The sequence below is a fragment of the Nocardia jiangxiensis NBRC 101359 genome, assembly GCF_000308615.1.
Lineage (GTDB): Bacteria > Actinomycetota > Actinomycetes > Mycobacteriales > Mycobacteriaceae > Nocardia > Nocardia jiangxiensis.
In genome coordinates, this window is sequence record NZ_BAGB01000173.1 from 61,142 (window position 1) to 85,952 (window position 24,811).

Consider the following 24,811-nt stretch of genomic DNA (forward strand, 5'->3'; position numbering starts at 1 on the left):
GAATGAGCCTGCCCGGCAAGCGATTTCTGGATGTGACGAGTAGTCGTGAGATGGCAGTGGTGGTGCTGGCGACGATCACCGGGGTGTACTACCTCATCGTCGCGGTGACCAACTGCACCGATACCGATACCAATCGGCGTGGGGTGGCCGAGGTGTTCGCCATGCGCCGCACCATCCACAATCCGGGAACCGACTGGCGGTCGATGACCAACGGCACCGTCGCGCTGATCGCCTACATCCTGATCGTGGTGTGGGAGTACCTGATCGCCTTCGTGCTGCTGGCCGCCGCGGCGAACGGGTGGTGGGGACTGGGCCGCGGACGGCGGGGCGCTGTGGTGATCTCGGCGAAGCTGGCGAGCCTGGGGTGGATCATGGTGACGCTGCTGTTCGTCGGCGGATTCCTGACCATCGCGGGCGAGTGGTTCCGGATGTGGGCGAACAAGCAGGTCGACGCGTCCTCGGCCGCCCTGCAGAACTTTCTCATCGCCGCTGTCGGCCTGATTCTGGTGCATCTGCCCGAGCGTCGCGAAATATTTTCCAGCTCAATGGAATCCGGCGACTAGCGGAATCCGGCGCGCGGATCGCCGTGCCGCACCGGCGGCACGGCGATCCGCGCGTTCATCGGGTGTGCGAGCTACTTCGCCAGGGCGGCAAGGGCTTTGTCGGCGTGCACATTCATATTGATCTCACTGTGCACCGCGGCCAGGATCTTCTTGTCGGGGCCGATGACGAAGGTTGCGCGCTTGGCGGGCAATCCGGGAATCAGGCGCTTGATCCCGAACTCGCGGGCGACGGCCCCGCCGTTGTCCGCCAGGAGTGGATAGCCCAGTTTGTGTGCGTCGTCGAAGCGCTTCTGCTTGGCCACGTCGTCGGCGCTGATGCCCAGGATCGTCGCACCGCGATCGGCGAATTCGCTGACGATATCGCGGAAATGGCATGCCTCGCGTGTGCATCCCGGGCTGAGCGCGGCCGGATAGAAGAACAACACGACCGGCCCCTTCTCCAGGACCGTGGCCAGGCGCACGGTCTCACCGTGCTGATCGGAAAGTTCGAAATCGGGCGCGGTGTCGCCTACTTGCAACATCGGTTCTCCTGAGCAGTTCAGTTGTCGGTCCGCGGTGCGGCCGGCGCCGACCGGCCGGGCGGGGCGTGCACTTGAATCATGCACCACGGTGGCGCGGGTGATCTTCGCGAGCCCGCCCCGGCCGAAATCTCCGGCGTCGGACGACGGCTCGGGCGATTCCGGAGAAGGCGGGTGTTCGGGCCGGTCCGCTGGTGCGGCTCAGTGCTCGTCGTAGTGGCCGTCGTGGGCGGCGTGGCGGTGGCCGTCGTGAATGTAGTCGACGTGGTCACCGTGCGGGACCGCGACGTGGCCGCAGCCCTCGCCATGCTTGTGGGCGTGCTCGTCGTGCGGGTTGTGGCCGGACGGTTCGCATTCGTCGTAGTGGTCGCCGTGCGCGCGGTGCAGGTGGCCGTCGTGGACGTAGTCGATATGGTCGCCGTGCGGGACAGCTACATGTCCGCAACCTTCACCGTGCGTGTGCTCGTGGTCGGTGTGCGGAGCATGCGTCGTGCTGGTCATTGTCGTCCTCCTTCGTGTGCTTACCGTGCTCTCTGTTCGATCATCACATCATCATGTGCGCATTCATGCGTTTCCGGGGTGGAGTAGCTGTGCTGTCCGGCTGGATAACCGGCGGACGGACTGCTAACTTGATGACAATGGTTTTCAGTTTCATATTCTGATGAGGGTTGCGCGATGGTTGGTCTGAGTTACAGCAAACGTGTGGCGGCAGCGGTGTGCGGTACCGCGCTGGTCGCGGTCGCCACGGCCTGCGGCACATCGAACACGTCCGAATCCGGTACGTCGTCCGGCAAGCTCGAGGTGGTCGCGACGATCAATGCGTGGGGCAGCATCGCCGCGCAGCTCGGTGGCGAGAAGGTCCATCTGACCAGCATCATCACCAGTCCTGATACCGATCCGCACGATTACGAGCCCTCCCCGGCGGATGCGCGGACCGTCGCGGAAGCCAAGGTGTTCATCGAGAACGGTGTCGGCTACGACGCCTGGGCCGAGAAACTGCTGGCCGCGAATCCGGGTGCGGGGCGTACGGAGCTGAACGTCGGCAAGCAGCTCGGCGTGCCCGACGACGGCAATCCGCACCAGTGGTATTCGCCCGACGCGGTGAGCAGGATCGTGGACGTCATCACCGCCGACTACGCGAAAGCCGATCCCGCCGACGCGGCGTATTTCGAGGATCGCAAGAAGACCTTCGAGAACACGACGCTGGCGAAGTACAAGGGCCTGGTCTCCGAGATCAAGACCAAGTACGCCGGAACACCGGTCGGCGCGAGTGAATCGATCTTCTCGCCGCTGTCCGATGCGCTGGGGCTGAACCTGATCACCCCGCAGGAGTTCCTGAAGGCCATCAGCGAGGGCGCCGATCCCGCCCCGGCGGACAAGGCGACCATTGATCAGCAGATCGCCACGAAGGCGCTGAAGGTCTACGTCTTCAACAGCCAGAACAGCACACCCGATGTGCAGGCGCAGGTCGATGCCGCCAAGCGGCAGGGCATTCCGGTCACCACCGTCACCGAGACGCTCGCCCCGGCCGGTGCGACGTTCCAGGACTGGCAGTCCGGTCAGTTGCAGTCGCTGGCCGATGCGCTGCACACCGCCACCGGCAAATAAGTGATGACTCGTTCCGAGGCGAAGGCCGCATCGCAGGACGATGCGGCGGCGCCCGCCACCGCCGTGGTCCGTATGAGGGGGACTGCGGCGGTGGTGGGCGGCAAGCGGATCTGGTCGCAGGTCTCGCTGGATGTGCGGGCGGGACAGTTCGTCGCCGTGCTCGGCCCGAACGGTGCGGGGAAGTCCACGCTGCTCAACGCGATTCTGGGACTGACGCCGGTCGAGGGAGCCGTGGAGGTGCTCGGCGGTTCGCCGGGACGCCGCAATGCCGGAATCGGTTATCTGCCCCAGCGACGCGCCTTCGATGCCGGTGTGCGCGTGCGCGGCATCGATGTCGTGCGGCTGGGGCTGGACGGGGCCCGCTGGGGTACGCCGATTCCGTGGTTGTCCAGAGCGTTCGCGCCACAACGTTTCCGGGACGAACGAGAACGGCTGCGACAGGTCGTCGAGATGGTCGGGGCGAGCCCCTACGCGCACCGCCCGATCGGGCAGTGCTCCGGCGGCGAGCAGCAGCGGCTGCTGATCGCGCAGGCGCTGGTGCGTCGTCCGAGCCTGCTGCTGCTCGACGAGCCGCTGGACAGCCTCGACGTGCCGAGTCAGGCCGGGATCAGTGCGCTGATCCGGGACATCTGTCGACGGGAGAACATCGCGGTGCTGATGGTCGCGCACGACGTGAATCCCATTCTGCCGTACCTGGATCGACTCGTGTACCTCGCGCGGGGGACGGTGGTGAGCGGAAGTCCCGAGGAGGTGATCACGGGGGAGCGGCTCTCGGCGTTGTACGGCATCCCGATCGAGGTGTTGCGTGACAGCGCCGGGCGCCTGGTCGTGGTCGGCCAGCCCGACGCGCCGGCGATGCACCATAGGCCGAGTGCGGGGCGGGGTGCGGTGTGAATCCGGTCGCGACCTGGAATCTGGTGGATGATCTGCGTCAGATGACCGCATATCCGTTCATGGTCAACGCTTTACGGGCGGGCACGATCGTCGCGGTGGTGGCGGGTGCGGTGGGCTGGGTGATGGTGCTGCGACGGGAGAGCTTCGCCGGACACACCCTCGCGGTGGTCGGCTTCCCCGGTGCCGCGGCAGCCACATGGCTCGGAATATCGTCGGGCAGTGGGTATTTCGTCGCCTGTATCGGTGCGGCTCTGATCATCGGGGCGCTGCCCGCGGCGGTCCGCGGCCGCGGCTCGACGGAGCAGTCGGCGGTGATCGGCATCGTGCAGGCGTTCGCCCTTGCCGCCGGCATGCTGTTCGTCAGTCTCTACAAGGGTTTTCTGTCGGGGCTGACGAATCTGCTGTTCGGGACCATCGCCGGAGTGAGCGCGGATCAGGTGAATGTCCTGCTGGCTGCGGCTGTTCCCTGCCTCGTGTTGCTCGTCGTCCTCGGTCGGCCCCTGCTGTGGGCCTCGATCGATCCCGGAAGCGCTGCCGCGCACGGAGTTCCGGTGCGATCGGTGACGGTGCTGTTCATGCTGCTGCTCGGTGTCGCGGCGGCGGGCACGAGTCAGGTCACCGGCAGTCTGCTGGTGTTCGCGCTACTCGTGGCCCCCGCCGCTGCGGCGCATCAGCTGACCAGTCATCCGGGGCTGGGCGTCGCGGCCTCGATCGCGATCGCGATGGCTGTCACCTGGGTCGGTATGGGTTTCGCGTACTTCTCGCCGTATCCGATCGGATTCTGGGTCGCCAGTTTCGCTTTCGGGGTCTACCTGGTGGGCCTTGCGACTCGTACGTTGCTGGACCGGCGCGGACGTCGCGTTGCCCGGCCCGACCGCAACGCTGTCGAGGTGATGGCATGACGAGCATGTTCGCGCACCCGTTCATCGTGCACGCCCTGATTGCGGGCACCGCGGTGGCGCTGCTGTGCGGTGCGGCCGGATATTTCCTGATGCAACGCGGCGAGGTCTTCGCCGGAGATGCGCTGGGGCACGTCGCCTACACCGGTGCGATGGCGGCGCTCGCCGTCGGAATCAACTTGCACGCAGGGCTTTTCGTCGCCAGCGTGATTGCCGGGTTCGCTCTGGGGATCGGTGGCGCGCGCGGCGGCTCGGACGACGTGGCGATCGGCTCGTTCTTCTCCTGGATACTCGGGCTGGGCGTGCTGTTCCTGACCTTCTACACCACGCACCGCAGCGGTGGCAGCAACGGCAATGCGAATGTGAATGTCCTGTTCGGCAGCATTTTCGGCATCGACTCCGCCGCCGCACGCACGGCCGTGCTCATCGCCGTCGCGGGTATCGTTCTGCTGCTGGGGATTTCGCGACCTCTGCTGTTCGCCACGATCGATCCGGCCGTCGCGCGGGCCGCAGGCGTGCCGGTGCGCCTGCTCGGTGCGGTATTCCTCGCGCTGATCGGTCTGGGCGTCGCCGAGGCCACCCCGCTGGTCGGCGCGGTCGTGGTCCTGGGGTTGTTGGCGGCCCCGGCGGCCGCGGCGGTCCGGCTCACCAACCGGCCGTGGCGGGCGTTCTACCTGTCGGCGGGTCTGGCGGTGTTCGCCGTCTGGGCGGGTATCACCGCCTCGTACCTGCTGCCCGCCGCCCCGGCCAGCTTCACCATCATGGCGGTGGCCACCGGCTGCTATCTCGCCGCTGTACTCGGTCGGCCGCACCAGCGTCCACCGAGCCGTGTGGCTCGAAGCCGATTCGTCACGCGACGACGGAACGTTGTGGCACGCCGACGTATTCGCTCAACGGCCGGATCAGGGCATTGGATTCGCCCTGCTCGATGATGTGCGCGGTCCAGCCGGTGATGCGACTCATCACGAAGTCAGTGAATTGGTTTCCGGCACCACCTTGGAGATGGCGGTGGTGTCGACGACGACGCCGGCGAGTCTCTTGGCGATGGTCGGTATCGGCGCGCTCGTCGCCCGGCCATCGCCCCTGGCCGCCTCACCGAGTGATGCTGGGCTCATCACTGATTCCTTCCGAGAGCGAAATTGAAGATGTCGGAGTCGAATTCGTTGTAGCGCTCGTATTGCAGGAGTTCGTAGAGCCTGCTGCGGTGCTGCATGCGGTCCAGGAGGCCGGATTGTGTTCCCTGCTCGTAGATTTCGCGCAATCCTGCCTCGGCGGCGTGCATGGCGAGTCGCAGCGTGGACACGGGGTAGATGACGGCGTTGTAGCCGATCCTGTCCAGGGTCTGCGCCGGGATCAGCTCGGACTTACCGAATTCGGTCATATTGGCCAGCAGCGGCGTCGAGACCGCGGCCCGGAATTTCTCGAAATCGGCTGGGGTGGTGAGCGCTTCGGTGAAGATGAGGTCGGCACCGGCCTCGGCGTATGCCTTCGCGCGCTCGATCGCCGCATCGATGCCCTCGATTCCGGCGGCGTCGGTGCGTGCGCAGATCACGAAGTTGGGGTCGCGTCGCGCGGAGATCGCGGCTCGTAACCGGCGCACCATGTCCTCGGTGGGCACCACCGCCTTACCGTCGAGATGGCCGCAGCGTTTGGGGTTGACCTGGTCCTCGAGGTGGCAGCCCGCGATTCCGGCGTCCTCCAGGACGGTCACGGTGCGCGCGGCGCTCATCGGTTCACCGAATCCGGTGTCGGCGTCGATCAGGACGGGCAGATCGGTGACGCGTGCGATCTGCTGACCGGGCCCGGCCACTTCGGTCAGGGTGGTCAACCCGATGTCGGGCAGCGCCAGATCGGCCGAGACCACCGCACCCGAGACATATACGCCTTCGAAGCCGATTTCCTGAATCAGCTTGGCCACCAACGGATTGAACGCGCCGGGTAGCCGCTGGATCCGCCCCGAGGACAGACCCGCGCGGAAGGCGGCGCGCTTGTCGGCGGCGGAGGTGTCGGCGGCGAGGAGTCCGGTCATCGGAACAGTCCTTTCGGTGCGTGGGGTGCGCGGGCGAGCGCATCGGCCGAGGCGGTGCAGGTGAGCTGTGGCAGCTCGGCGGCGGACAGCTCGCCCGCGCGTTGGACGACCTCGAGGAAGCGGTCCTGCTCGGCGGGCGTGATGACGCCCTCGGCCAGGGTGCGGAACTTGGCCATGTATTGCTCGCGCGCGAACGGTCGCGCACCGAGCGGGTGGGCGTCGGCGACAGCCAACTCGTCCACGATCACCTCACCGCTTTTCAGCGTGATCTCGGCGCGGGCGCCGAACGCCTTCTCGTTCGGGTCGGTCGAGTGGTAGCGGCGGGTCCACTCCGGATCCTCGGCGGTGGAGATCTTGCGCCACAACGCAATCGTGTCCGGGCGCTGCGCGCGCTCGGGTGCGTACGAGCGTTCGTGATGCCAGGTCCCGTCCTGCAGCGCGACCGCGAAGATGTACATCACCGAGTGATCCAGGGTCTCGCGCGAGGCTTTCGGGTCGAACTTCTGCGGATCGCCCGAGCCGGTGCCGATCACGTAGTGGGTGTGATGGCTGGTGTGCAGCACGATCGTGGCGATCTGGTCCAGGTCGCCGATCCGGTGACGCATGCGCCGGGCCAGGTCGATCGGGGCCTGGCTCTGGTATTCGGCCGAATGCTCCTTGGTGTAGGTGTCCAGGATGCCGCGCTTGGGCTCGCCGGGACCCGGCAGTGGCACCGAATACTCCGCGGTCGGGCCGTCCAGCAGCCAGGCGATCACGCCGTCCTCGCCCTCCCAGATCGGGGCGGGCGCACCCTCACCGCGCATCGCGCGGTCGACCGCTTCCATGGCCATCTTCCCCGCGAACGCCGGTGCGTACGCCTTCCAACTGGAGATCTCACCCTTACGGGACTGGCGGGTAGCGGTCGTGGTGTGCAGCGCTTGGCCGATGGCCTGATAGATCGTCTCGGTGTCCAGACCCAGTAGCGTGCCGATACCCGCCGCGGCCGAGGGGCCCAGATGCGCGACATGGTCGATCTTGTGCTCGTGCAAGCAGATCGCACGCACCAGGTCCACCTGGATCTCGTAACCCGTTGCCAGACCGCGAATCAGGTCGCGTCCCGAGCGTCCGGCATGCTGGGCCACGGCCAGGATCGGCGGGATGTTGTCGCCGGGATGCGAGTACTCCGCGGCCAGGAACGTATCGTGAAAGTCCAACTCGCGCACCGCGACTCCGTTGGCCCACGCCGCCCACTCCGGCGAATACCGACCCTCGACGCCGAACACCGTCGAACCCGGCCGGTACGGATGCGCCAGCGCCTGAGCACGCGCGTTGGCGACCGGACGCCGGGTCAGCGAGGCCGCGGCGACGGCCGCGTTGTCGATGATCCGGTTGACGATCATCTCCTCGGTCTCCGGACCGACCTCCACCGGATCCGCGGCAACCTCGGCGATCCGCCACGCGAGATGCTCCGTACGCGGGAAATTCTCCGCCGAACGATGAGTGCGAACGAGATGATTCTTCACGGTCGGGGCCTCCCAGGGTCTGTACAACCGGTGCGTTTCGCACGCTACACAGCAAGATCACCGCCCCGAAGTACCACGCAAATGCTTATTTTTGCGGAATCCGTTCTGCGAATCCGCCAATGTTGCGGAGATCGGACCGCCCGGACACGAGCAGTGCGTCGCCGGAGCCCGGCGCGCTCGACGCCGAGTGGGAAGTGCGGACGAGGTGAGGTGTTCAGCCGGCCGTCTCGGGCCGGTCACTGAGCCCGAGACGGAGATGTTCGCTGTGGTAGACCGCTTCGTCGAGAAGCTGGGCGACGTGGTTGTCGTAGAGGCTGTAGATGATGCTGCGTCCGGCGCGGGTGCCCACGACCAGACCGAGGTTGCGCAGCAGGCGGAGCTGGTGGGAGACCGCGGACTGCTCCATGCCGACCGCATCGGCGAGTTCGGTGACCGCCAGGGGGCCCTGGCGTAGCTGAGTGAGGATCAGCAGCCTGCTCGGTGTGGCGAGAGCTTGCAGCGTATTGGCCACGTGGGCGGCGGCATCGGGGTCCAGACGCGTCACGGGCCGGTCGCGTCCCTCGACTCCGTGTCCCATGCCGAGGCAGTTTACCCTGAGGGTGAGACATGAAGACATCTTCATACTTTCTGTTATTGTGGGCTCGGTCGGCAGTACCCGTTCCTGGAGGTGATCCGTGGCAGTCCCGATCCTTGCCCCACATCCCGCGGCCCCGGCGGCCGTGCGGGTGCCGGGGCACCGCACGAGACTGTTCGCGTTGCCGGAGATGCGTTGGGCCGCAGCGGCATTGGTCCTGTTTCTGCTGGGACTGGCAGCGCAGCTGGCCGGTGCGCCTTCCTGGTCGTGGTGGGGGCTCTACCTGATCTGCTACGTCGCGGGCGGGTGGGAACCGGGTCTGGCGGGGCTGCAAGCCCTGCGCGAGAAAACCCTGGATGTGGATCTGCTGATGGTGGTCGCCGCGATCGGCGCGGCCGGAATCGGGCAGATCGCCGACGGTGCGCTGCTGATCGTCATCTTCGCCACCTCCGGCGCCCTGGAAGCCCTGGCGACCGCGCGCACCGAGGATTCGGTGCGAGGACTGCTGGATCTGGCGCCGGAGACCGCAACCCGCGTCGGCGCCGACGGTGCGGACGAGACGGTGGCGGTGGCCGACCTGGAGGTGAGCGATGTGGTGCTGGTGCGCCCGGGTGAACGCATCGCCGCGGATGCCACCGTGATCGGCGGTGGTAGCGAGGTCGATCAGGCCACCATCACCGGCGAGCCGCTGCCGGTGGACAAGACCACCGGTGACGAAGTGTTCGCCGGAACCCTCAACGGCACAGGCACATTGCGCATCCGGGTGGACCGGCGCGCACAGGATTCGGTGGTCGCGCGGATCGCCACCCTGGTCGAGCAGGCCGCCGCGACCAAGGCGCACACCCAGTTGTTCATCGAAAAAGTCGAGCAGCGGTATTCGCTCGGCATGGTGGCGGTGACGATCGCGGTATTCGTGATCCCGCTGCTGGCAGGGGATTCCGTGCAACGGGCCCTGTTGCGGGCGATGACGTTCATGATCGTCGCCTCCCCGTGCGCGGTGGTGCTGGCGACCATGCCGCCGCTGCTGGCGGCGATCGCCAACGCGGGTCGCCACGGCGTGCTGGCCAAATCCGCGGTGGTCATGGAACAACTCGGCAGCGTCGACCGGGTGGTGTTCGACAAGACCGGCACCCTCACCCGGGGAACCCCCGAATTGGCCGAAATCCACAGTGTGGACACGGCTTTCACCGATGACGAGATTCTGCGCCTGGCCGCCGCGGTCGAGCATCCCAGCGAACACCCGCTCGCCGCCGCCGTCGTCCGTGCCGCCCGCACCCGAGGACTCGACCTGCCCGTAGTGGACGAATTCACCGCCCACCCCGGTAAGGGCGTTTCGGCGGGGGTGAGCGGACAACGTGTCGGCGTCGGATCGATCGCCGCACTCACCCATGGGCGAGACGATCTCGCCACGACGGTGTCCGATATCCAGGCCCGCGGCTACACCGCAGTGGTGGTGACCTCCGATACCCGTCCGATCGGCGTACTCGCCCTCAGTGATCGGCTACGCGCCGAGGCCGAGATCGCGGTCGATGCGGCCGCGCGGGTGACCGGGGGCGCCCCGGTACTGTTGACCGGTGACAACGCCGCCACCGCTGCACGCCTCGCAGAACAGGTCGGCATCCCCGACGTTCGCGCGGACCTGCTTCCCGAAGGCAAGGTCGAGGCTATACGCGCACTGCAGGCCGACGGGGCGAAGGTCGCCATGGTCGGCGACGGAATCAACGACGCCCCCGCGCTCGCCGCAGCGCACTCCGGCATCGCCATGGGCGGTGCGGGATCGGATCTCACCTTGCAGACCGCGGACGCCGTCGTGGTCCGCGACGACCTCACCACCGTCCCCGCCGTCATCGCCCTGTCCCGGCGAGCGCGTCGCGTCGTGGTCGCGAACCTGATCATCGCCGCCACCTTCATCAGCATTCTGGTTCTGTGGGACCTCCTCGGCACACTGCCCCTGCCGCTCGGTGTGGCGGGACACGAAGGCTCCACCGTCATCGTCGGTCTGAACGGTCTGCGGCTACTGCGGGATGCCGCCTGGAGACGGGCGGTCCGCACCGGCCGGCCGTGACGGCAGGCGCGGTGATCGGGCTCTGCTGCCGGTCGGTGCGGTGTTGCGCTCGATCGCGCAGCCACTGGTCTCGTGAATGGTTCAGCGCAACAGGGGGAGTAGTTGCTCACCCTGACGCTGGAGCTCGCGCAGGTACGGGGTGTCGGACAGGACGAAGTGGGTGATGCCCAGATCCTGGTATCGGCGAAGGGATTTGGCGACGTCGTCGGGGGAGCCGACCAGCCAGGTGGTTCCCGCGCCACCGCCGCCGACCCGGCCGGGTGCGGTGTAGAGATTGTCGTCGAGCACCTCGCCGCGCGTCGCGAGGTCGTAGAGGCGCTGTTGGCCGACGGCGGTCTTGCGTTGCGAATCCAACTCCGCGGCAGAGTGTTTCGCCATGTCCGCCACCCGGGCGCGGGCATCGGCCCAGGCTTGCTCGGTGGTATCGCGCACGACAGTGGTGACCCGCAGGCCGAATTGCAACGGCGGTAGTTCGCGGCCTTGACGGTCGCTCAACTGCTGGAGGCGTTCGATGCGGTCGCGGATGTCGGCGAGGGGTTCGCCCCAGAACAGCTGCACGTCCGCGACGCTCGCGGCGACTCGTTCGGCGGCGGGTGACGCGCCACCGAAATAGAGAGTGGGATGTGGTCTGCCTTCCCGCGTGGGAACTCGGGGCAGCACGGTGGAATCCTCGACGCGGTAATGCTTTCCGTGATGGGTGACGTTCTGCTCGGTCCACAATCGGCGGACCAGCCGGATGAACTCCTCGGTGCGAGCGTAGCGGTCGGCCTGCTCCGGTTCGGTCTCCCCGTAGGCCGCCGCGTCGTCGGATCCGGAGACGATGTTGATCCGGACCCGGCCGCCGGAGAGCTGATCGAGAGTCGCTGTGGCAGAGGCGAAATGCGCGGGCCGCCAGTAACCGGGCCGGGCCGCGACGAGCGGTTCGAACGTCCGGGTGCGCGCGGTCAGGGCGGTCGCGACGGTGAGCGTGTCCGGCCGCCCCCAGCCGGTGCCGACCAACGCGCCCTGCCAGCCGTACTGTTCCAGCGCCTGTGCCTGGGCGGCGAGGATGTCGAGGCTGTTGTGGTCGGCGGTGACGGGTTCCCCACGGTGACCCGGCGCCGACTGATTGGGGATGTACCAGAGGAATTCGGCGCTCATCGGGCGGTCCTGTTCGGTGGTCGTACTCTGCGGCGGGTCACGCCGCAGACCACGATCGGTGCGGATCTGTTCGGCGGGGCGAACACCGAAAGTATGACCCGCACACGAGCGGCCGATCCGGATCCGTTCCGCGCACCGATCCTCCGAAATATGCTGTGAACTGCTCGGATTCGACTGCGACAGAGATAAATTCCGGTCGATTCGAGAGTCTCGCCGGAATCAGACCCAACCTTCGAGCGCGGCCAGGAAGCCCTCGAAGTCGTCGGTGTGGATGCTGTGCCCGGTGCCGGGCACGGTGCGGGTATCGAAACCCGCCGCGCGATACCGCTCGGCGAGCGGGGGCGTAATCAGTGCACTCGGATCGGCCAGCAGAATGAGCGAGGGAACCACGGGAAAGGTTGGCAGGTAGGCGGTTTCGAGATATCGCATGCGCGTGGTGTCGGGATCCCACGCGGCGAGTGCGTCGAGTTCGGCCTGCACGTTCGCCTCGCTCCAGTGCGGGGACAGGGTCCGGAGGTGATCGGCATCCCAGTCCTTCATCGCCCTGATCGCCGGTTGGGCTGCGCCGAATCCGGCATCGGCCGGGTACCAGGCGGGGTCCTCGTAGATCGCCCGACGGGGCCGCAGATATTCGACGATCATGGCCAGCAGGACACCGCCCAGCGAGTGTCCGATCGCGAGATCGACGTTTTCCGGAGCGGCTTCGAGCAGGTCGTCGGCCCACTGCTCACGGCTGTACCCGTCCCGCGGACTGAGCCCGTGCCCGCCGAGATCGGGTGCGAGGACGCGATATCCGCGCTGTCGCACCATCTGAAGGTGCTGCGCGAGGCGGGACTCGTGCGGGTCAGCCCGGAGGGCAGTCGCCGCCGCCACGAACTCCGTGACGAGGAGTTGGAGAGCCGGTATCCCGGCGTCTTGAGCAGCATCATCGCCGCGAGTCGCAGCGCATAGGAGTACGGACCGGGCCGAAGCTCTCTCGCACCACAGCTGACCCGTTGGTTGTGGGGTGACTACCGGGAGCCGGTGATCACACAGAATCGCTGTGATCGTAAGGATTTCCTGGATGCCGGTCGGCGTCGATCATGAATCTCGGTTGTCCCGCAGTCGAAGTGCGGGCCGAGTACGACGCCGAGAGACGGTCTCGCGGTGCGTCACGGTCGAACCGGCATCCAGGGCGCCGGACCGGACGGTTCGGCCCGTCGTGGGCCTCATTCGGTGACGGCTCACCCCGTCGGGCCCCGAATAGTCCTGGTTGCGGCGGATCTCGGCCCGGCCGGACATTTCTGAATCGGCCCCGGCCGAGGCACATCGAAGGAGTGAACGAGATGAGCGACCCGGAGAGAATCCACACCGACGTCCTGGTGATCGGCGGGGGACCGGCGGCGTGCTGGGCGGCGTTGTCGGCCCGGGAGACCGGTGCGGAAGTGGTGCTGGTGGACAAGGGCTACTGCGGAACCAGCGGCGCGACCGCACCGGCCGGTACCGGCGTGTGGTACGTCGCACCGGATCCGGCGGCGCGTGCGGCGGCGAAGGCGAGCCGCGAGGAGCTGGGCGGATATCTGGCCGAACACCATTGGATGGATCGGGTGCTCGACCAGACCTACGAGAACATGGATCGGCTGGCGCGTGAGGGGCGCTATCCGTTCCCGGTGGATCCGGCGACCGGACGGGAGATCCGCACCGGGCTGCAAGGTCCGGAGTACATGCGGCGCATGCGAATATGGGTGCGACGGAGAGGGATTCGGATCATCGATCACGCCCCGGCATTGGAATTGCTCGTGGACGATGCCGGTGTGGTGCGCGGTGCGGCCGGACATCTGCTGCGGGCGGATCGGGACTATCGGATCCACGCCGGCGCGGTCGTTCTCGCGACCGGTGGATGCGCCTTCCTGTCCCGGGCGTTGGGCACCAACGTGGACACCGGTGACGGTGCGCTGATGGCGGCCGAGGTCGGGGCGCGTTTCTCGGGGATGGAGTTCTCCAACGCGTACGGGATCGCGGTGAAGGGATCAACGATCACCAAGACTGCCTACTACGGGTACGCCACATTCTTTCACGAGGACGGGCGAGTGCTCGACGGTGCGGGATCGGCTCGCGGGCGGTCGGTGATCGCGCAAACCCTTTTGCACGAACGGGTTTTCGCGCAACTTGATCGCGCCGACGAGACAGTGCGTGCCCGGATGCGCCTGGGGCAGCCCAATTTCTTCCTCCAGTTCGACCGCCGCGGCATCGATCCGTTCACCCAGCGGTTCGAGGTGGACCTGCTCGCGGAAGGCACCGTCCGCGGCACCGGCGGTATCGATGTGATCGACGATGCCTGCGCCACAACCGTTCCCGGCCTCTATGCCGCCGGTGATGCGGCCACCCGGGAGCGGATCTGCGGTGGTTTCACCGGCGGCGGCAGTCACAATGCGGCGTGGGCGATGTCCTCGGGCACCTGGGCGGGTCGTGGTGCGGCCGGACATGCGTTGCGCAGCCGTTCGCTCGGGCCCGGCAATCTGCGCGGCGCGGGACGAACAGGGTTGCGGCCCAGCGGATCCGGCAAGGTCAGCGCGGCGGACATCCTGGCGGCCGCCCAGGCCGAACTGCTGCCGCTGGAGAAGAACTATCTGCGGGAGGGTGCACGGATCGAGCACGCGGCTCACGCGCTGGACGAGGTGTGGCGGCATGCCGCCGAGGCGCTGGTCGGCACGGACGGACCCGAGCGGGTTCGTGCCCGGCGCGCGGCCGCGATCACCGCGGTGGGACGACTGATGTACCGATCGGCTCTGGCACGCACCGAATCTCGCGGTATGAGCAGACGCTCGGATTTCCCGAATCAGGATCCGACGCAACACCATCACATCGTCAGCGGCGGACTCGACACGGTGTGGACCGGAAGTGATCGGCCGCATCCCGCTGTCGCGGCGGTGGCATGATGATCGAACTCGTCCAGGCCGACGCCTGCATCTCCTGCGATGTCTGCATCCAGGTCTGCCCCACCGATGTCTTCGATCCGGGCCCCGGCGGAATCCCCGTCATCGCAAGGCAATCCGACTGCCAGACCTGCTTCATGTGCGAGGCGTACTGCCCCGCGGACGCGCTGTACGTGGATCCCGAATCGACTCCGCTGCCGCCCGATCGAGCGATCCCGGCCGAGCATCTCGGGCACTACCGTCGCGAGATCGGCTGGGGCCGAGGGCGTCGCCCCGGCAGCCTGACCGCGATCGGACCGGCACTGCCCGCGAGCCCGCCGCCACGGCTGAACCGATGACGGCCCAGCGGCCGGATCTCGGTGTACGAGGGTCGGAGGGAATGTGAAATGACTTATCGTGCAGATATTTTCCGGTCGGACACCCTGATCTCGGCCGAGGAGTTGCACAGCCGGATGGAGCTCGGGCAGCCGCTGACGATCCTGGATGTCCGGTGGCGGCCCGATCGGCCCGACGGGCGTGTGGACCATGCGTTCGGTCATATCGAGGGCGCGGTGTACGTCGATCTGGAGAACCAACTGGCCGATCGTTCGGTGCGCGGGCAGGGGCCGTATCCGCTGCCGTCCGGGCGCTCGGTACAGACGGCCGCGCGAGGATGGGGCGTACGCAACGGTGTGCCGATCATCGTGTACGACAACTGGAATCGTGCCGGGTCGGCACGGGCATGGTGGATTCTGCGTGCGGCGGGCGCGACCGAGGTGCGCATCCTGGACGGCGGCCTGACGGCCTGGACCGCCGCGGGACACGGGATAGTCACCGGTCCCGAACATCCGGACCCGGGCGATATCGACCTGACCCACGACGACCTCCACCGAGGCGAACTGCCCACCCTCACCGAGATCGCCGCCGTCCCCGCCGCCGGTGTCGTGATCGACGCCCGCGGCAGGTACGACCGCCCCTTCGAACCGATCCGGCACCCGATCCCGGGAGCCCGGCACATCCCGGGCCGCGCGCTGCTGGATGCGCACGGATTCCTGCGTCCGGTGAGCGAACTCGAAGAACTCTTCGCGAGAGCCGATGTCTACCAGGCTCCTGTCGTCGGAGTCTGCTGCGGATCCGGTGTGATGGCGGCCGTCGGCATCGCGGCATTGACCGTCCTGGGCGTCAACGCGGCCCTGATCCCCGGCTCCTGGTCACATGCCGCGGCCGCGGCCGATCGAATCGCCGCTCCGACACCCTGATTCGGGCGGAGGTTGCGAGGGGCGCCGCGGGTCGGTTGTCGGCGCGGCCGCGATCGCCGCCGCACCCGACCAGCACGCGGCGCAGATACCTGTTGACCGCGCCTATGGGTCGCGCAGGCCGATGTTCACCGGCGCAGGGCGATGGCCCCGCAGGTGGGCGCGGGCCAGTCCAGGGCGGCGGATCGTGCGATGTAGTCGTCCAGTCCCGCGGCGATGTCCTCGGGAATCGCGACGGCCCGGCGTGCGGTGAGGTCGACGTGCAGCAGCATGATCTCGAGGGTGTTCGACAGACGCTCCCGGCCGCGGTCGACCAGGAACGTCATCAGGTGCACGGCCTTGTCCGTGCGCCCGAGGATGCGCGTGTGCACCGAGAACTTGTCGCCTTCGCGCAGTTCACTGAGGTAGACCAGATGGTGTTCGGCGGTGAACATGGTCATCTGCCGTCGCGATCGGTAGGACGTATCGACCCCGATCCGTTTCATCACCGCGTCCGCGCCGACCGACCCCTGGTACAGGTAGTGCACGACGTTCATGTGACCGTTCATGTCGATCAGGTCCGAGGTCACGGTCGCCTCGGTCGGATCCGGTATCGACAGGACCTGTTCGAAGGTCGGGAACACAGTTGCCATGACTCCATGTTCGCCGAGGGGTGTCGACCGGGCCGACACCGGGGGACGCTGATCAGCTGATGACCTTGTCCACCAACAAGAACAAGACGAACAACCCCCCTACGACCACGAGCCCGTAGTGTCCCGCGCTTTTCCCGTAGTCGAACACCGAGGCGCAGACGATGATCGCCATCACAAGAAAGAGAAACCGCTGCTTCACCGTCGACTCCCTGGAACTCTTCCTCAGCCTAGGAAGCTCGGCTTCGATTGTGCCACAGGGGAATAAGCCAGTGGCGGCGTAGGGGCGACGGCAGGACAGCGGCAGTTCCGCACGGATCGACTGTCGTGCAGCCGATTACACGTCCTCTCGCGCGGTCGAGTCCGCACGTACCTTACGGACCTGGCTGGTCAGAGCCGTAACGGCCTTGCCCGCAACATTTTCGGGTCGCAGGTCGGCGAGCGGGCCACCTTCGTCGTCGACTAGTGTCGAGCGGGGTTCGTCGTCGGTGAAGGCATGCCGTTCTCCCCACTGACGCAATGCCACGACGACGGTGAACAGATCCTGTCCGGCCTCGGTGAGTGCGTACGTGTGCCGCTTGCCGCCGGAAGTTGCGCTCGTGGTGAGGATCCCGTGTTCGACGAGCCGCCGCAGCCGGTCGGTGAGGATGTTCCGGGCGATGCCCAGGCGCTGGTGGAATTCGGTGAAGGACGCGGCCCCGTCCATGGCCTCCCGCACGATCATCAGACTCCACCGGTCGCCCACCAGGTCCACGGTGCGCGCGACAGGGCAGGTGGGATCGGTCCATTCGCGGTCGGAGCCGAGCGCTGCGGTCATGACTGTCTCCCGATCGGTTGCAATTCGAAACCATTATGCCCTACCGTCGAAGAGTTGCATTTTGCTACTGATTGAGAGGTGTGGCGGCGGTGGAGATCACGAGACCGCAGCGATTCATCCTGGCGCTGGTGTGCGCGGTGGCCGTCTCGACGATCTATGCGATTCAGCCGGTGCTCGAGGTCGCGAGTACCGGTCTGGGGTTGGCCCGCGGGTCGTCGGGTTGGCTGATCGCCGCCGGTCAGCTCGGGTATTTCGCCGGTCTGGCGGTATTGGTTCCGCTCGGTGACGTAGCGGATCGTCGACGGTTGATCACCGTGCATCTGGCGCTCACGGCCCTCGGGGCATCGGTGGTGTCCGTCGCGCCGAACGGTGCGGTCGCGATGACGGGATTGCTGATCGCAGGACTCTTCGCGGTCGTGGTGCAGGTGACGGTCGCCTACGTCGCCGCGATCGCCGGGCCCGGTGAGCGGGGGAGGGCGATCGGTGCGGTCACCTCGGGGGTGGTGACCGGCATTCTCGGTGCGCGCGTGCTGGCGGGATTCCTGGGCGAGGTGCTCGGGTGGCGGGTCGTGTACGCGCTGCTGGCGGCGCTGTGTGTGGCGCTGGCCGTGATCGTGCGCGTGATGTTCGGTTCGGACCGGCGAGATCGCGGCCTGCGTTATGTCGACGCGATGGTGTCGATGGGTCGTCTGGTGCGCACCGATCGCCTGTTGCTGAGCCGAGGGCTGATCGCCTTGCTGCTGTTCGCATCCTTCGGGACACTCTGGAGCGGGCTCGCGCTCCCGCTCGGTGCGCCGCCGTGGCACCTCGGTACCGCGGATATCGGCTTGTTCGGGCTCGCCGGGCTCGCCGGAGCCCTCGGGGCCGCCCGTGCGGGGCGATGGGCCGATTCCGGTCGGGCACAGGCGATCACCGGTTCGGCGCTGGTGGTGCTCACCCTCTCGTGGGCTCTCATCGCGCGGGCCGAGGTGAACTTGTGGCTACTCGTCGTCGGTATCGTCCTGCTCGATTTCGCCGTTCAGGCCGTACATGTCAGCAGCCAGCACCTGTTGACCGGTGCGCACTCGACTCGCGCCGGGAGCGTCATCGGCGCCTATATGACCTTCTACTCCCTCGGGTCCGCTCTCGGCGCGATCACCACGACCCGGGCATACGGAATCTGGGGCTGGGTGGGCTGCTGTTGGTGCGGCGCAGCCTATTCCGTGTCCGCGCTGATTCTGTGGGGGCTGGTTCAGGTCGTCGGCAAGTTTCGCCGTGGTGCTGCGAGTCCACCCTGTCGGCGTCCGGGTTGTGAGGACGCGATGGATCTGGAATCCTGAGCCGATCGACCGAAATCGCCTGGGCGCGTTGCGGTTCAGGCCGGTTTCGGTAGGCCCATCGGATTGTCTTCGGCGAAGGCGTTGCTGTTGGCGATGGTGCGGGTGAGGGGGTGGATCAGCTCTGCCAGACGTTCGGTTCCGTTGGGGCCCAGGACGTTCCACGGCTGCTGGGAGGCTTGATCGGTGCGGTCCTCGACCCAGGCGCGCAGGGCGCGGCCGTCGGGGGTGAGAGTGTCGGAGCCGTCGAGCAGGCCGCGGTCGCGCAGACGGGTGGTGGCCGAATCCCATTCGGCTTCGGTCCAACTGCGTGAGGTGCGGACACGCTCGGCGGTGACCTTGCCGTCGGCGGCGAAGACGACCAGGGCCTCGCACGGATCCAAACCGCCTGACAGCAGTGCGGCGACGTGGGCGTCGCCGCGCGATTCGCGCAGAATCGTCTGGGCGTGCCACAGGATCAGGTGCGGCTCGCTCGGCCAGTGCAGTGCGGCGTTCGCGGCGCCGAGCGGGCGGCCCGCGATCGGCGCGGCGAGTGCGGCCGTGCGAGCCAGCTCAGCGGCCTCGACCAGGCCTGGCGCGTGGATCTCGTCGCCGAGAAGCCGATGCAGGACCTGCGAGACGCTCTCCCGACGTGCCCGCAGATAGTCCGCGGGGGAGGCGGCCTCCCAGGCGGCGGGGACGGCGTGCCCGACCTTGCGCGGATGGAAGTTGTAGAACGTCGCGACGACCACCTCGGCCGGCACCGGGCCCAGCGGCGCGGCCCGCAGTGCGAAGTAGCTCATCCAGAAACCCTTGGCACCCAGCGCCTCGCATAGCTGCTGGGATTCCGGCGCGAAGTAGGTGACCGCGTGGTACGGCTCCATCAGTTCCCACATGCGCCGCGAGGTTTCGCTCATCGATCCACCATAACGACCGCCGGGTTCGTGCGGGCGTCGCGGATCATGCGCGGCCCGCGGAACTCTCGCGGTATCGCCGGAACGGCGCGAGCGCCTCGCCGCCGAGATGCGGGCCCGAGACGACCACGTCCGCGTCACTGGAGCCGACCACCTCGGCGCAGCGCAACCCGAAGCGCGGATACCCGCCGATGACGGCGGCGAACTCCGGTTCGGCCGCCGCGAATACGATCCTGCCGATTCCGGCCCAGACCGCCGCCGCACTGCACATCGGGCACGGTTCACCGCTGGCGTAGATCGTCGCGCCGACCATCCCGCCGGTCCGCCCGGCCCCGGTCGCGGCATCGATCGCCACGAGTTCGGCGTGCGCGGTGACGACCCCGCTCTCGGCAACCTCGTTACGACCCTCGCCGATCACCGCCCCCTCGGAGGACGCGATCACCGCACCGAATGGACGATTACCTCGATCGGAAGCCTCGTCGGCAAGCGAAATCGCCTGTCGCAGAAGCAGTTCCTCACGTTCGTTCATCGTGCCTCCATTTCCGATGGTCATGCGGCATGCCGGCCGTCGTGCTCCTGGCGACATCCCGTCCAGGTCGTGCATCCGGACCGAACCTACTACGCATCGGACCGCGTGTGCGGGCCGGAAATCTCCGCGCGGCAACCGAGCAGCATCGCCGTGCTCGGGACGGCGAGCCCGGTGTGTTCCACCGTGTGGGATCCAACTGTCAGGAATCGGGATCGAGTAGGTATTGTGGAGCGGGTTCGAAAAACCAAACGGTCCGCTCATGAACCGAGAGTGCGATGGACTCCTGTCTGGACAGTTCTATGGAGTCAGGTGTAGCGTCCATCGCTATACCTGCCGGAGCCGCACTCCGAGGAGTGCAGCAGAGCCGGTCACCTGCCAGAGAACGATATGTGCCATGAGAGTTCCGGGAGCCCGGTGATGCCGCGGGCGACCACCGCGACGATCGATCACACAGACGTCGCGACCACACCGGCACCGACACGCGCGCAGGACGAGTCCGACGGCGAACCACTCGAATCGCTTCCCGGGTCGAGTATCAGCTGCACGAACGGGCGGGAAGATCTGACCATCGCCGAAGCCCACCTGATCATGCAGCGACACCGGACCTGCGCGGGTACCGAATGTTCGGCACGGCGGGCAGCGTTGCAGATACTGGTCGATTCGGGCCGCTACGTGCTGAGCACCTCGCGGCGGCACGTGCACATCGTCTTCGGCTCGGTGGGAATCCATCTGGACTATCAATGCCCGCAGGCGGTGGCCGAGGAATTCGCCGAGCGCATGCGAGACCATCCGGACGCGTCCGTCACCATCGATCACGATCTGAACCCCGACCTACCGCCGCTGCCGTGTGGCGGGCTGTGGCCGGGGACGGGCGTCGACGGTGAACGCACTCGAACCGATCTACCTGTGCAGTCGGCGGATCTCATCTGAGCGCACCTCGGCAGCAGCCGGGCGGCGTGGGATTCCGGTCCCGCCATGATGCGCGATCGGGCGGCTGGCTTCTGATCGGACCAGCTTCACTCTCTGGGTTCGGGTGTCCCCGGAAGTTGCGCGTTGATTTTGTCGAGGTGGCGTTGCAGGCCGATTCGCTCGGCATCGTCGAGTGGAGCGAAGATCGCCTCGTCCACTTCGGCCATCGCGGCGTCGAGCCCGGCGATGAGTTCGATACCCGCTGACGTGGCGTAGACGCACTTGCTGCGTTCGTTGCCGCCTTCGGTGCGGCGCTCGACGAGTCCGCGGCGCTCGAGCCCTCTGAGCAGGAGGGAGACGTTCGCCGGTGTCGTGTGGCTCATCCGGGCGATCTCGCGCTGGATCGCGCCCGGTCGCTGCTGTAGATATCCGAGCACCATGGCCTGCTCGAAGGTGAGGTCGCGGGTGCGGATCCATGTCTCGGCGGCCTTGCGTTGTGCCGACAGGATCGAGCGGAAGAGTTCGAGGCTGCGTTCGGTCGTGGGCACCGGATCTGCTGCGGCTGATTCGCTAAAAGTTAAGGAGTTAACTGTCTGAGGCTGAACTGTTCGTCGATGGGCGGTCTCGGGTCGTCGGCTGTCACCCTCCGGGCCCGTTCGGTCGACGTGCGTGTTCCGGCCTGCCTCGAAGTTCTGCACCAAAGGCAGGAAGAGTTCGTCGACGATCGCGCGGATGCGTTCGGGTCGAAGCGGTTCGAGTTCCATGAGCATGTCGTGTCGAACCAGGTCGAAGGGCATCGCGAGAACCGCGGCGGGGATGCGCTCCAGATCGACCTCGCCGCGGTCGTGGGCGCGGCGGTAGATGGTCCGAACGGGCGGGAGTGACCGGCCGGCCAGGATCTCGTCCCGGACCTGCGCGGGAGTCCGGCCGGTATCGGCGAGCAGGCCGGAGAATGCGGCCGCCGCGGCAATCGCGAAAAATCCTGCGAGAGCTTCGCTTTCGGTCGTGAGCTCGGCGAGCAGATCGCCGCGCACGCTGCCCGTGTCGGGGGTCCGGATCGGGTTCGCGTCGCGGTGATGGTCGATCGCGGCGACCACGAGCTGGTCCTTGTTGGCCCAGCGCCGGTAGAGCACGGCCTCGCTGGTCTGCGCGCGAAGGGCGATCGACTCCATCGTCAGACGGGCGTACCCGACCTCGACCAGCTCGGCCCATCCGGCCTCGAGCAGTGCGGATTCGAGCTGTGCGCCGTATCGGCGGCGACGGACCGGTTCGGACGCCTCTGTGGCCATCATCCCACAGTAGAAAGGATTGCATTTCCAGACAAGAGCCCTACTCTGTAAGAGAAGTATTTCCTTTCTTATCAGGAGACGGGCGATGACCGAGACAGCGAAGCAGTCGCCGAATATGCCGACGGTGCTGATCGTCGGGGCCGGGCCGACCGGGCTGACGTTGGCCTGCGAGCTGGCTCGTCGCGGTATCTCCCTGCGCCTGATCGAGGCCGAGCCGGGTCCGCGGCCGGGCTCGCGTGGCAAGGGGATCCAGCCGCGCACCCTCGAGGTGTTCGATGATCTCGGAATCGTCGATCGCGTGGTGGCCAACGGCCGGATGGCGATGCCGATTCGTTCGACCGCACCCGACGGCCGGGTGACGCTCAGCAATGCCACGACGTTCGAGAATCGACCCGACATCCCGTATCCCGCGAGTCTGCTCACGCCCGAATGGCGGATCGAGGAAGCGTTGCGACTGCGCTTGGCCGGACTCGGCGGCGAGGTCGAATTCGGTACGACGCTGGAGGGTTTCGAACAATCGGACGAGGCCGTGTCGGCGGTGATCAGACAAGACGGAAAGCTCGAGACGACCACCGCGCGCTGGTTGGTCGGCTGTGATGGTGGCCACAGCGTCGTGCGCAAACAGGCGGGTATCGCCTTCGCCGGGGAGACCCGCGAAGAGGTGCGGATGATCGTCGCCGATCTCGCCGTCGAGGGCCTCGATCGCGACGCTTGGCACATGTGGCGGCATGACGAGGGGCTGGTCAGCCTCTGCCCGCTGCCTTCGACCGACGTCTTCCAGTATCAGGCGATGATCGAGCCCGGCCAGGATGCCGAACTCGACCTGGCGAACATGCAGGCGATCCTGAACCGGCGCAGCGGCCGTACCGATGTTCGTCTGCAAGAACCGACCTGGAAATCATTGTGGCGGGCCAATATTCGACTCGTCGACCGATTTCGCCAGGGGCGGGTGTTCCTCGCAGGCGATGCGGCGCACATCCATTCGCCCGCCGGCGGTCAGGGGATGAACACCGGTATCCAGGACGCGCACAACCTCGGCTGGAAACTCGCGGCCGTCGTACGAGGTGGATCGGCGGCGCTGCTGGACTCCTACGAGACCGAGCGGCGACCGGTCGCCGCCGGTGTCCTGGCCCTGTCGAACGCGCGGCTCGAGCAGACGATCGCGCAGAGGGGCCTGGTCACCCGCGGCGATGCGAACACGATGCAGCTGACCATCGGCTATCGCGACTCCGCTCTGGCACGCGACGACCGCGACTGGACCGCCCCGCTCCGCGCCGGTGACCGCGCCCCCGATGCGACCGGACTGTACACGGCGAACGGTCCGCACCGGCTGTTCGACTTGACGCGCGGCGGGCGCTTCACGTTGCTGAGCTTCGGGGGCACGTCCGAGGTCGAGACGAGGCTCGATCTCAGGACTTTCCACGTCGTCGAAGAACCGACCGGCCCCGGCGAGATCGCCGATACCGAAGGCCACCTCGTGGATGCCTACGGTGCGGGTGGCCGTACCCTCGTGCTGATCCGTCCCGATGGTTATATCGGGCTGATCTCCGATTCCGGTGACGCACAAGCGGTCTCGGACTACCTGGCCGCGATCGACGGACGCGCGGAGACGTACAGCTCGACTTCGGGAACCGCCTCCGGTGTGGCGGGGGTGTAGGAGACGACCTCGAACTGCTCGATCGTGAAGCCCGCCTGTTCCACGACCGAGCGCAGTTCCGCACGCGGATAACCACTGACGCGCACGTCGGTGGTGAGGAATTCGATCGGCGTGTCATCCAGATCGGCCTGGACCATACTGAGCAGAACATAGCCGCCCGGCTCGACGGCATCGTGCAGAATCGACAGTGCCAGTGGGATTTCCGAGCGGGGAAGCATCAGCAGCGAGAAGAAGGCGACGGCGGCGTCGAAGCCGGTTTCGATGAGATCCACGATATCGCAGCAGCGGATGCTCGCCTCGGGAACCGCCACGGTGGCGGCCGCGACCATGGCAGGTGAGATATCGATCCCGACCACCTCGAGTCCGGCATCGGCCAGTTGGCGCGCGGTCGGCACCCCGGTCCCGCAGCCGACATCCAGCACGCGCGCCCCGGGGCGGAGCCGCTCGATCAGCCGGGCCACCGCGCGATCCTGCTCGGGCCGGTGTGCGAAGGCCGAATCATACTGTTGCACAAGATGATCGAATGCGGCAGCCTGCTCGGCCCGGCGCCGCAACCGATGCTCCAAGGCCGCGATGTCCTGCGGTGAATCCGGCTGTTCCATGGTTCGCACCCCAACCCTCGCCTGTGCCGACATCGAGACGATACCTGCCACGGGAGTTGCGGAGGCAGCGTTGATGCCAGTGCGTACCGCACACGTCAGCGGCCGGTCGATCGTTTCGCGGCTGATCCGGGACGGCGTGTCCGACGGGCACGTCCGAGCATGCTACGACGGATACGAGACGATGCCGCACAGGCGGTTGTCGGGTGCCCGGCCGAAACTCGGCGGGTG

27 protein-coding genes and 2 pseudogenes are annotated in these 24,811 nt (G+C 67.1%); 13 read left to right on the plus strand and 16 right to left on the minus strand.

The features are described 5' to 3' along the window. Nucleotides 1-2: 2 nt before the first annotated feature. Entirely contained in the window at nucleotides 3-563 is a 561-nt protein-coding gene (locus ON40_RS45760; RefSeq protein WP_051194593.1) for a DUF2165 domain-containing protein, read from the plus strand. Nucleotides 564-634: 71 nt separating this feature from the next. Here the strand turns inward: ON40_RS45760 and ON40_RS45765 are convergent, their stop codons facing one another. Next, nucleotides 635-1,081, minus strand: a complete 447-nt coding sequence (locus tag ON40_RS45765; RefSeq protein ID WP_040832343.1) for a peroxiredoxin — start codon at nucleotides 1,079-1,081, stop codon at nucleotides 635-637. A gap of 201 nt (nucleotides 1,082-1,282) precedes the next feature. Next, the gene (locus ON40_RS45770; RefSeq protein WP_040832188.1) at nucleotides 1,283-1,582 is read right to left on the minus strand and encodes a hypothetical protein; all 300 of its coding nucleotides are present in this window, start codon (nucleotides 1,580-1,582) and stop codon (nucleotides 1,283-1,285) included. Between the two features lie 174 nt (nucleotides 1,583-1,756). Between ON40_RS45770 and ON40_RS45775 the strand changes: the two genes are divergently transcribed. The 4 genes and pseudogenes from ON40_RS45775 to ON40_RS45790 all read left to right on the plus strand — a co-directional run. Further along, the gene (locus ON40_RS45775) at nucleotides 1,757-2,689 is read left to right on the plus strand and encodes a metal ABC transporter solute-binding protein, Zn/Mn family (protein WP_040832189.1); all 933 of its coding nucleotides are present in this window, start codon (nucleotides 1,757-1,759) and stop codon (nucleotides 2,687-2,689) included. A gap of 3 nt (nucleotides 2,690-2,692) precedes the next feature. Continuing rightward, complete coding sequence (locus tag ON40_RS45780; RefSeq protein WP_051194613.1) at nucleotides 2,693-3,583, plus strand: metal ABC transporter ATP-binding protein; 891 nt, start codon at nucleotides 2,693-2,695, stop codon at nucleotides 3,581-3,583. Further along, a complete protein-coding gene (locus ON40_RS45785) occupies nucleotides 3,580-4,485 on the plus strand; it encodes a metal ABC transporter permease (RefSeq protein WP_040832193.1) in 906 nt (301 codons plus the stop codon). The genes ON40_RS45780 and ON40_RS45785 overlap by 4 nt, the downstream gene beginning before the upstream one ends. Nucleotides 4,486-4,490: 5 nt before the next feature. Beyond that, nucleotides 4,491-5,270 (plus strand): annotated as a pseudogene (locus ON40_RS45790) (metal ABC transporter permease); the annotation flags it as partial. 61 nt (nucleotides 5,271-5,331) lie between these two features. Here ON40_RS45790 and ON40_RS55355 read toward each other — a convergent pair. The 5 genes and pseudogenes from ON40_RS55355 to ON40_RS45805 form a co-directional block, all read right to left on the minus strand. After that, nucleotides 5,332-5,451 (minus strand): annotated as a pseudogene (locus ON40_RS55355) (citrate/2-methylcitrate synthase); the annotation flags it as partial. Next, nucleotides 5,445-5,597 (minus strand): hypothetical protein, encoded by a 153-nt coding sequence (locus tag ON40_RS52980; protein ID WP_157186832.1) that lies wholly within the window; start codon nucleotides 5,595-5,597, stop codon nucleotides 5,445-5,447. The gene ON40_RS52980 and the pseudogene ON40_RS55355, both read right to left, overlap by 7 nt. Continuing rightward, on the minus strand, nucleotides 5,597-6,511 hold the full coding sequence (gene prpB, locus ON40_RS45795) for a methylisocitrate lyase (protein WP_040832195.1): 915 nt from the start codon (nucleotides 6,509-6,511) through the stop codon (nucleotides 5,597-5,599). The genes ON40_RS52980 and prpB overlap by 1 nt, the downstream gene beginning before the upstream one ends. Then, entirely contained in the window at nucleotides 6,508-8,013 is a 1,506-nt protein-coding gene (gene prpD, locus ON40_RS45800) for a 2-methylcitrate dehydratase PrpD (protein WP_040832197.1), read from the minus strand. The genes prpB and prpD overlap by 4 nt, the downstream gene beginning before the upstream one ends. Nucleotides 8,014-8,227: 214 nt before the next feature. Continuing rightward, complete coding sequence (locus ON40_RS45805; RefSeq protein WP_040832199.1) at nucleotides 8,228-8,590, minus strand: ArsR/SmtB family transcription factor; 363 nt, start codon at nucleotides 8,588-8,590, stop codon at nucleotides 8,228-8,230. 97 nt (nucleotides 8,591-8,687) lie between these two features. Here ON40_RS45805 and ON40_RS45810 point away from each other — a divergent pair, with 97 nt between their 5' ends. Continuing rightward, nucleotides 8,688-10,652: a heavy metal translocating P-type ATPase gene (locus tag ON40_RS45810; protein WP_040832201.1), complete on the plus strand. Its 1,965-nt coding sequence runs from the start codon at nucleotides 8,688-8,690 to the stop codon at nucleotides 10,650-10,652. Between the two features lie 81 nt (nucleotides 10,653-10,733). On the opposite strand, the gene ON40_RS45815 is transcribed toward ON40_RS45810, so the two are convergent. Next, a complete protein-coding gene (locus tag ON40_RS45815) occupies nucleotides 10,734-11,792 on the minus strand; it encodes an LLM class flavin-dependent oxidoreductase (protein ID WP_040832203.1) in 1,059 nt (352 codons plus the stop codon). A 219-nt stretch (nucleotides 11,793-12,011) separates the two neighbouring features. Next, nucleotides 12,012-12,602 (minus strand): alpha/beta fold hydrolase, encoded by a 591-nt coding sequence (locus ON40_RS54210; RefSeq protein ID WP_157186833.1) that lies wholly within the window; start codon nucleotides 12,600-12,602, stop codon nucleotides 12,012-12,014. Between ON40_RS54210 and ON40_RS54215 the strand changes: the two genes are divergently transcribed. The 4 genes from ON40_RS54215 to ON40_RS45840 all read left to right on the plus strand — a co-directional run bounded on the left by ON40_RS54215 (nucleotide 12,552) and on the right by ON40_RS45840 (nucleotide 15,945). Beyond that, on the plus strand, nucleotides 12,552-12,743 hold the full coding sequence (locus ON40_RS54215) for an ArsR/SmtB family transcription factor (protein WP_245568284.1): 192 nt from the start codon (nucleotides 12,552-12,554) through the stop codon (nucleotides 12,741-12,743). The genes ON40_RS54210 and ON40_RS54215 overlap by 51 nt on opposite strands. A 374-nt stretch (nucleotides 12,744-13,117) precedes the next feature. Next, nucleotides 13,118-14,710 carry an FAD-dependent oxidoreductase gene (locus ON40_RS45830; protein WP_040832346.1) on the plus strand — a complete coding sequence of 531 codons (1,593 nt, stop codon included), beginning with the start codon at nucleotides 13,118-13,120 and terminating at the stop codon, nucleotides 14,708-14,710. Beyond that, nucleotides 14,710-15,045, plus strand: a complete 336-nt coding sequence (locus ON40_RS45835) for a 4Fe-4S dicluster domain-containing protein (protein WP_040832347.1) — start codon at nucleotides 14,710-14,712, stop codon at nucleotides 15,043-15,045. The genes ON40_RS45830 and ON40_RS45835 overlap by 1 nt, the downstream gene beginning before the upstream one ends. Before the next feature lie 48 nt (nucleotides 15,046-15,093). After that, on the plus strand, nucleotides 15,094-15,945 hold the full coding sequence (locus tag ON40_RS45840; RefSeq protein WP_040832206.1) for a sulfurtransferase: 852 nt from the start codon (nucleotides 15,094-15,096) through the stop codon (nucleotides 15,943-15,945). Between the two features lie 125 nt (nucleotides 15,946-16,070). Here ON40_RS45840 and ON40_RS45845 read toward each other — a convergent pair whose 3' ends face one another. From ON40_RS45845 to ON40_RS45850, 3 genes are all read right to left on the minus strand, one after another. Then, nucleotides 16,071-16,574, minus strand: coding sequence for a thioesterase family protein (locus tag ON40_RS45845; protein ID WP_040832208.1), 504 nt, complete (start codon nucleotides 16,572-16,574; stop codon nucleotides 16,071-16,073). 52 nt (nucleotides 16,575-16,626) lie between these two features. Further along, complete coding sequence (locus ON40_RS52990; protein WP_157186834.1) at nucleotides 16,627-16,773, minus strand: hypothetical protein; 147 nt, start codon at nucleotides 16,771-16,773, stop codon at nucleotides 16,627-16,629. Between the two features lie 135 nt (nucleotides 16,774-16,908). After that, complete coding sequence (locus ON40_RS45850) at nucleotides 16,909-17,388, minus strand: winged helix-turn-helix transcriptional regulator (RefSeq protein ID WP_040832210.1); 480 nt, start codon at nucleotides 17,386-17,388, stop codon at nucleotides 16,909-16,911. 89 nt (nucleotides 17,389-17,477) lie between these two features. On the opposite strand from ON40_RS45850, the gene ON40_RS45855 reads away from it, so the two are divergent. Then, on the plus strand, nucleotides 17,478-18,707 hold the full coding sequence (locus ON40_RS45855) for an MFS transporter (protein WP_051194614.1): 1,230 nt from the start codon (nucleotides 17,478-17,480) through the stop codon (nucleotides 18,705-18,707). A gap of 35 nt (nucleotides 18,708-18,742) precedes the next feature. Here ON40_RS45855 and ON40_RS45860 read toward each other — a convergent pair whose 3' ends face one another. Both ON40_RS45860 and ON40_RS45865 read right to left on the minus strand, forming a co-directional pair. Then, nucleotides 18,743-19,600: an SCO6745 family protein gene (locus ON40_RS45860; protein WP_040832212.1), complete on the minus strand. Its 858-nt coding sequence runs from the start codon at nucleotides 19,598-19,600 to the stop codon at nucleotides 18,743-18,745. 43 nt (nucleotides 19,601-19,643) lie between these two features. Further along, nucleotides 19,644-20,126, minus strand: coding sequence for a nucleoside deaminase (locus ON40_RS45865; RefSeq protein ID WP_051194596.1), 483 nt, complete (start codon nucleotides 20,124-20,126; stop codon nucleotides 19,644-19,646). 417 nt (nucleotides 20,127-20,543) lie between these two features. Between ON40_RS45865 and ON40_RS45870 the strand changes: the two genes are divergently transcribed. Next, nucleotides 20,544-21,056 carry a hypothetical protein gene (locus ON40_RS45870; protein WP_040832216.1) on the plus strand — a complete coding sequence of 171 codons (513 nt, stop codon included), beginning with the start codon at nucleotides 20,544-20,546 and terminating at the stop codon, nucleotides 21,054-21,056. Nucleotides 21,057-21,142: 86 nt separating this feature from the next. Here the strand turns inward: ON40_RS45870 and ON40_RS55360 are convergent, their stop codons facing one another. Next, nucleotides 21,143-22,324, minus strand: a complete 1,182-nt coding sequence (locus ON40_RS55360; RefSeq protein ID WP_245568285.1) for a TetR/AcrR family transcriptional regulator C-terminal ligand-binding domain-containing protein — start codon at nucleotides 22,322-22,324, stop codon at nucleotides 21,143-21,145. 85 nt (nucleotides 22,325-22,409) lie between these two features. Between ON40_RS55360 and ON40_RS45885 the strand changes: the two genes are divergently transcribed. Continuing rightward, nucleotides 22,410-23,981 (plus strand): FAD-dependent oxidoreductase, encoded by a 1,572-nt coding sequence (locus ON40_RS45885; protein ID WP_083896440.1) that lies wholly within the window; start codon nucleotides 22,410-22,412, stop codon nucleotides 23,979-23,981. Here the strand turns inward: ON40_RS45885 and ON40_RS45890 are convergent. Further along, a complete protein-coding gene (locus ON40_RS45890) occupies nucleotides 23,903-24,583 on the minus strand; it encodes a class I SAM-dependent DNA methyltransferase (RefSeq protein WP_051194598.1) in 681 nt (226 codons plus the stop codon). The genes ON40_RS45885 and ON40_RS45890 overlap by 79 nt on opposite strands. Nucleotides 24,584-24,811 lie beyond the last annotated feature (228 nt).

Coding starts and splice junctions, on each gene's coding strand:
- ON40_RS45865 (WP_051194596.1), bottom strand. CDS start 20,126: ATGAACGAACGTGAGGAACTGCTTCTGCGACAGGCGATTTCGCTTGCC.
- ON40_RS45780 (WP_051194613.1), top strand. CDS start 2,693: ATGACTCGTTCCGAGGCGAAGGCCGCATCGCAGGACGATGCGGCGGCG.
- ON40_RS45860 (WP_040832212.1), bottom strand. CDS start 19,600: ATGAGCGAAACCTCGCGGCGCATGTGGGAACTGATGGAGCCGTACCAC.
- ON40_RS45890 (WP_051194598.1), bottom strand. CDS start 24,583: ATGGAACAGCCGGATTCACCGCAGGACATCGCGGCCTTGGAGCATCGG.
- prpB (WP_040832195.1), bottom strand. CDS start 6,511: ATGACCGGACTCCTCGCCGCCGACACCTCCGCCGCCGACAAGCGCGCC.
- ON40_RS55360 (WP_245568285.1), bottom strand. CDS start 22,324: ATGGCCACAGAGGCGTCCGAACCGGTCCGTCGCCGCCGATACGGCGCA.
- ON40_RS45760 (WP_051194593.1), top strand. CDS start 3: ATGAGCCTGCCCGGCAAGCGATTTCTGGATGTGACGAGTAGTCGTGAG.
- ON40_RS45870 (WP_040832216.1), top strand. CDS start 20,544: ATGCCGCGGGCGACCACCGCGACGATCGATCACACAGACGTCGCGACC.
- ON40_RS54210 (WP_157186833.1), bottom strand. CDS start 12,602: ATGGTGCGACAGCGCGGATATCGCGTCCTCGCACCCGATCTCGGCGGG.
- ON40_RS45885 (WP_083896440.1), top strand. CDS start 22,410: ATGACCGAGACAGCGAAGCAGTCGCCGAATATGCCGACGGTGCTGATC.
- ON40_RS45805 (WP_040832199.1), bottom strand. CDS start 8,590: ATGGGACACGGAGTCGAGGGACGCGACCGGCCCGTGACGCGTCTGGAC.
- ON40_RS52980 (WP_157186832.1), bottom strand. CDS start 5,597: ATGAGCCCAGCATCACTCGGTGAGGCGGCCAGGGGCGATGGCCGGGCG.
- ON40_RS45845 (WP_040832208.1), bottom strand. CDS start 16,574: ATGGCAACTGTGTTCCCGACCTTCGAACAGGTCCTGTCGATACCGGAT.
- ON40_RS45830 (WP_040832346.1), top strand. CDS start 13,118: ATGAGCGACCCGGAGAGAATCCACACCGACGTCCTGGTGATCGGCGGG.
- ON40_RS45775 (WP_040832189.1), top strand. CDS start 1,757: ATGGTTGGTCTGAGTTACAGCAAACGTGTGGCGGCAGCGGTGTGCGGT.
- ON40_RS45815 (WP_040832203.1), bottom strand. CDS start 11,792: ATGAGCGCCGAATTCCTCTGGTACATCCCCAATCAGTCGGCGCCGGGT.
- ON40_RS45770 (WP_040832188.1), bottom strand. CDS start 1,582: ATGACCAGCACGACGCATGCTCCGCACACCGACCACGAGCACACGCAC.
- ON40_RS45850 (WP_040832210.1), bottom strand. CDS start 17,388: ATGACCGCAGCGCTCGGCTCCGACCGCGAATGGACCGATCCCACCTGC.
- ON40_RS45840 (WP_040832206.1), top strand. CDS start 15,094: ATGACTTATCGTGCAGATATTTTCCGGTCGGACACCCTGATCTCGGCC.
- ON40_RS45835 (WP_040832347.1), top strand. CDS start 14,710: ATGATCGAACTCGTCCAGGCCGACGCCTGCATCTCCTGCGATGTCTGC.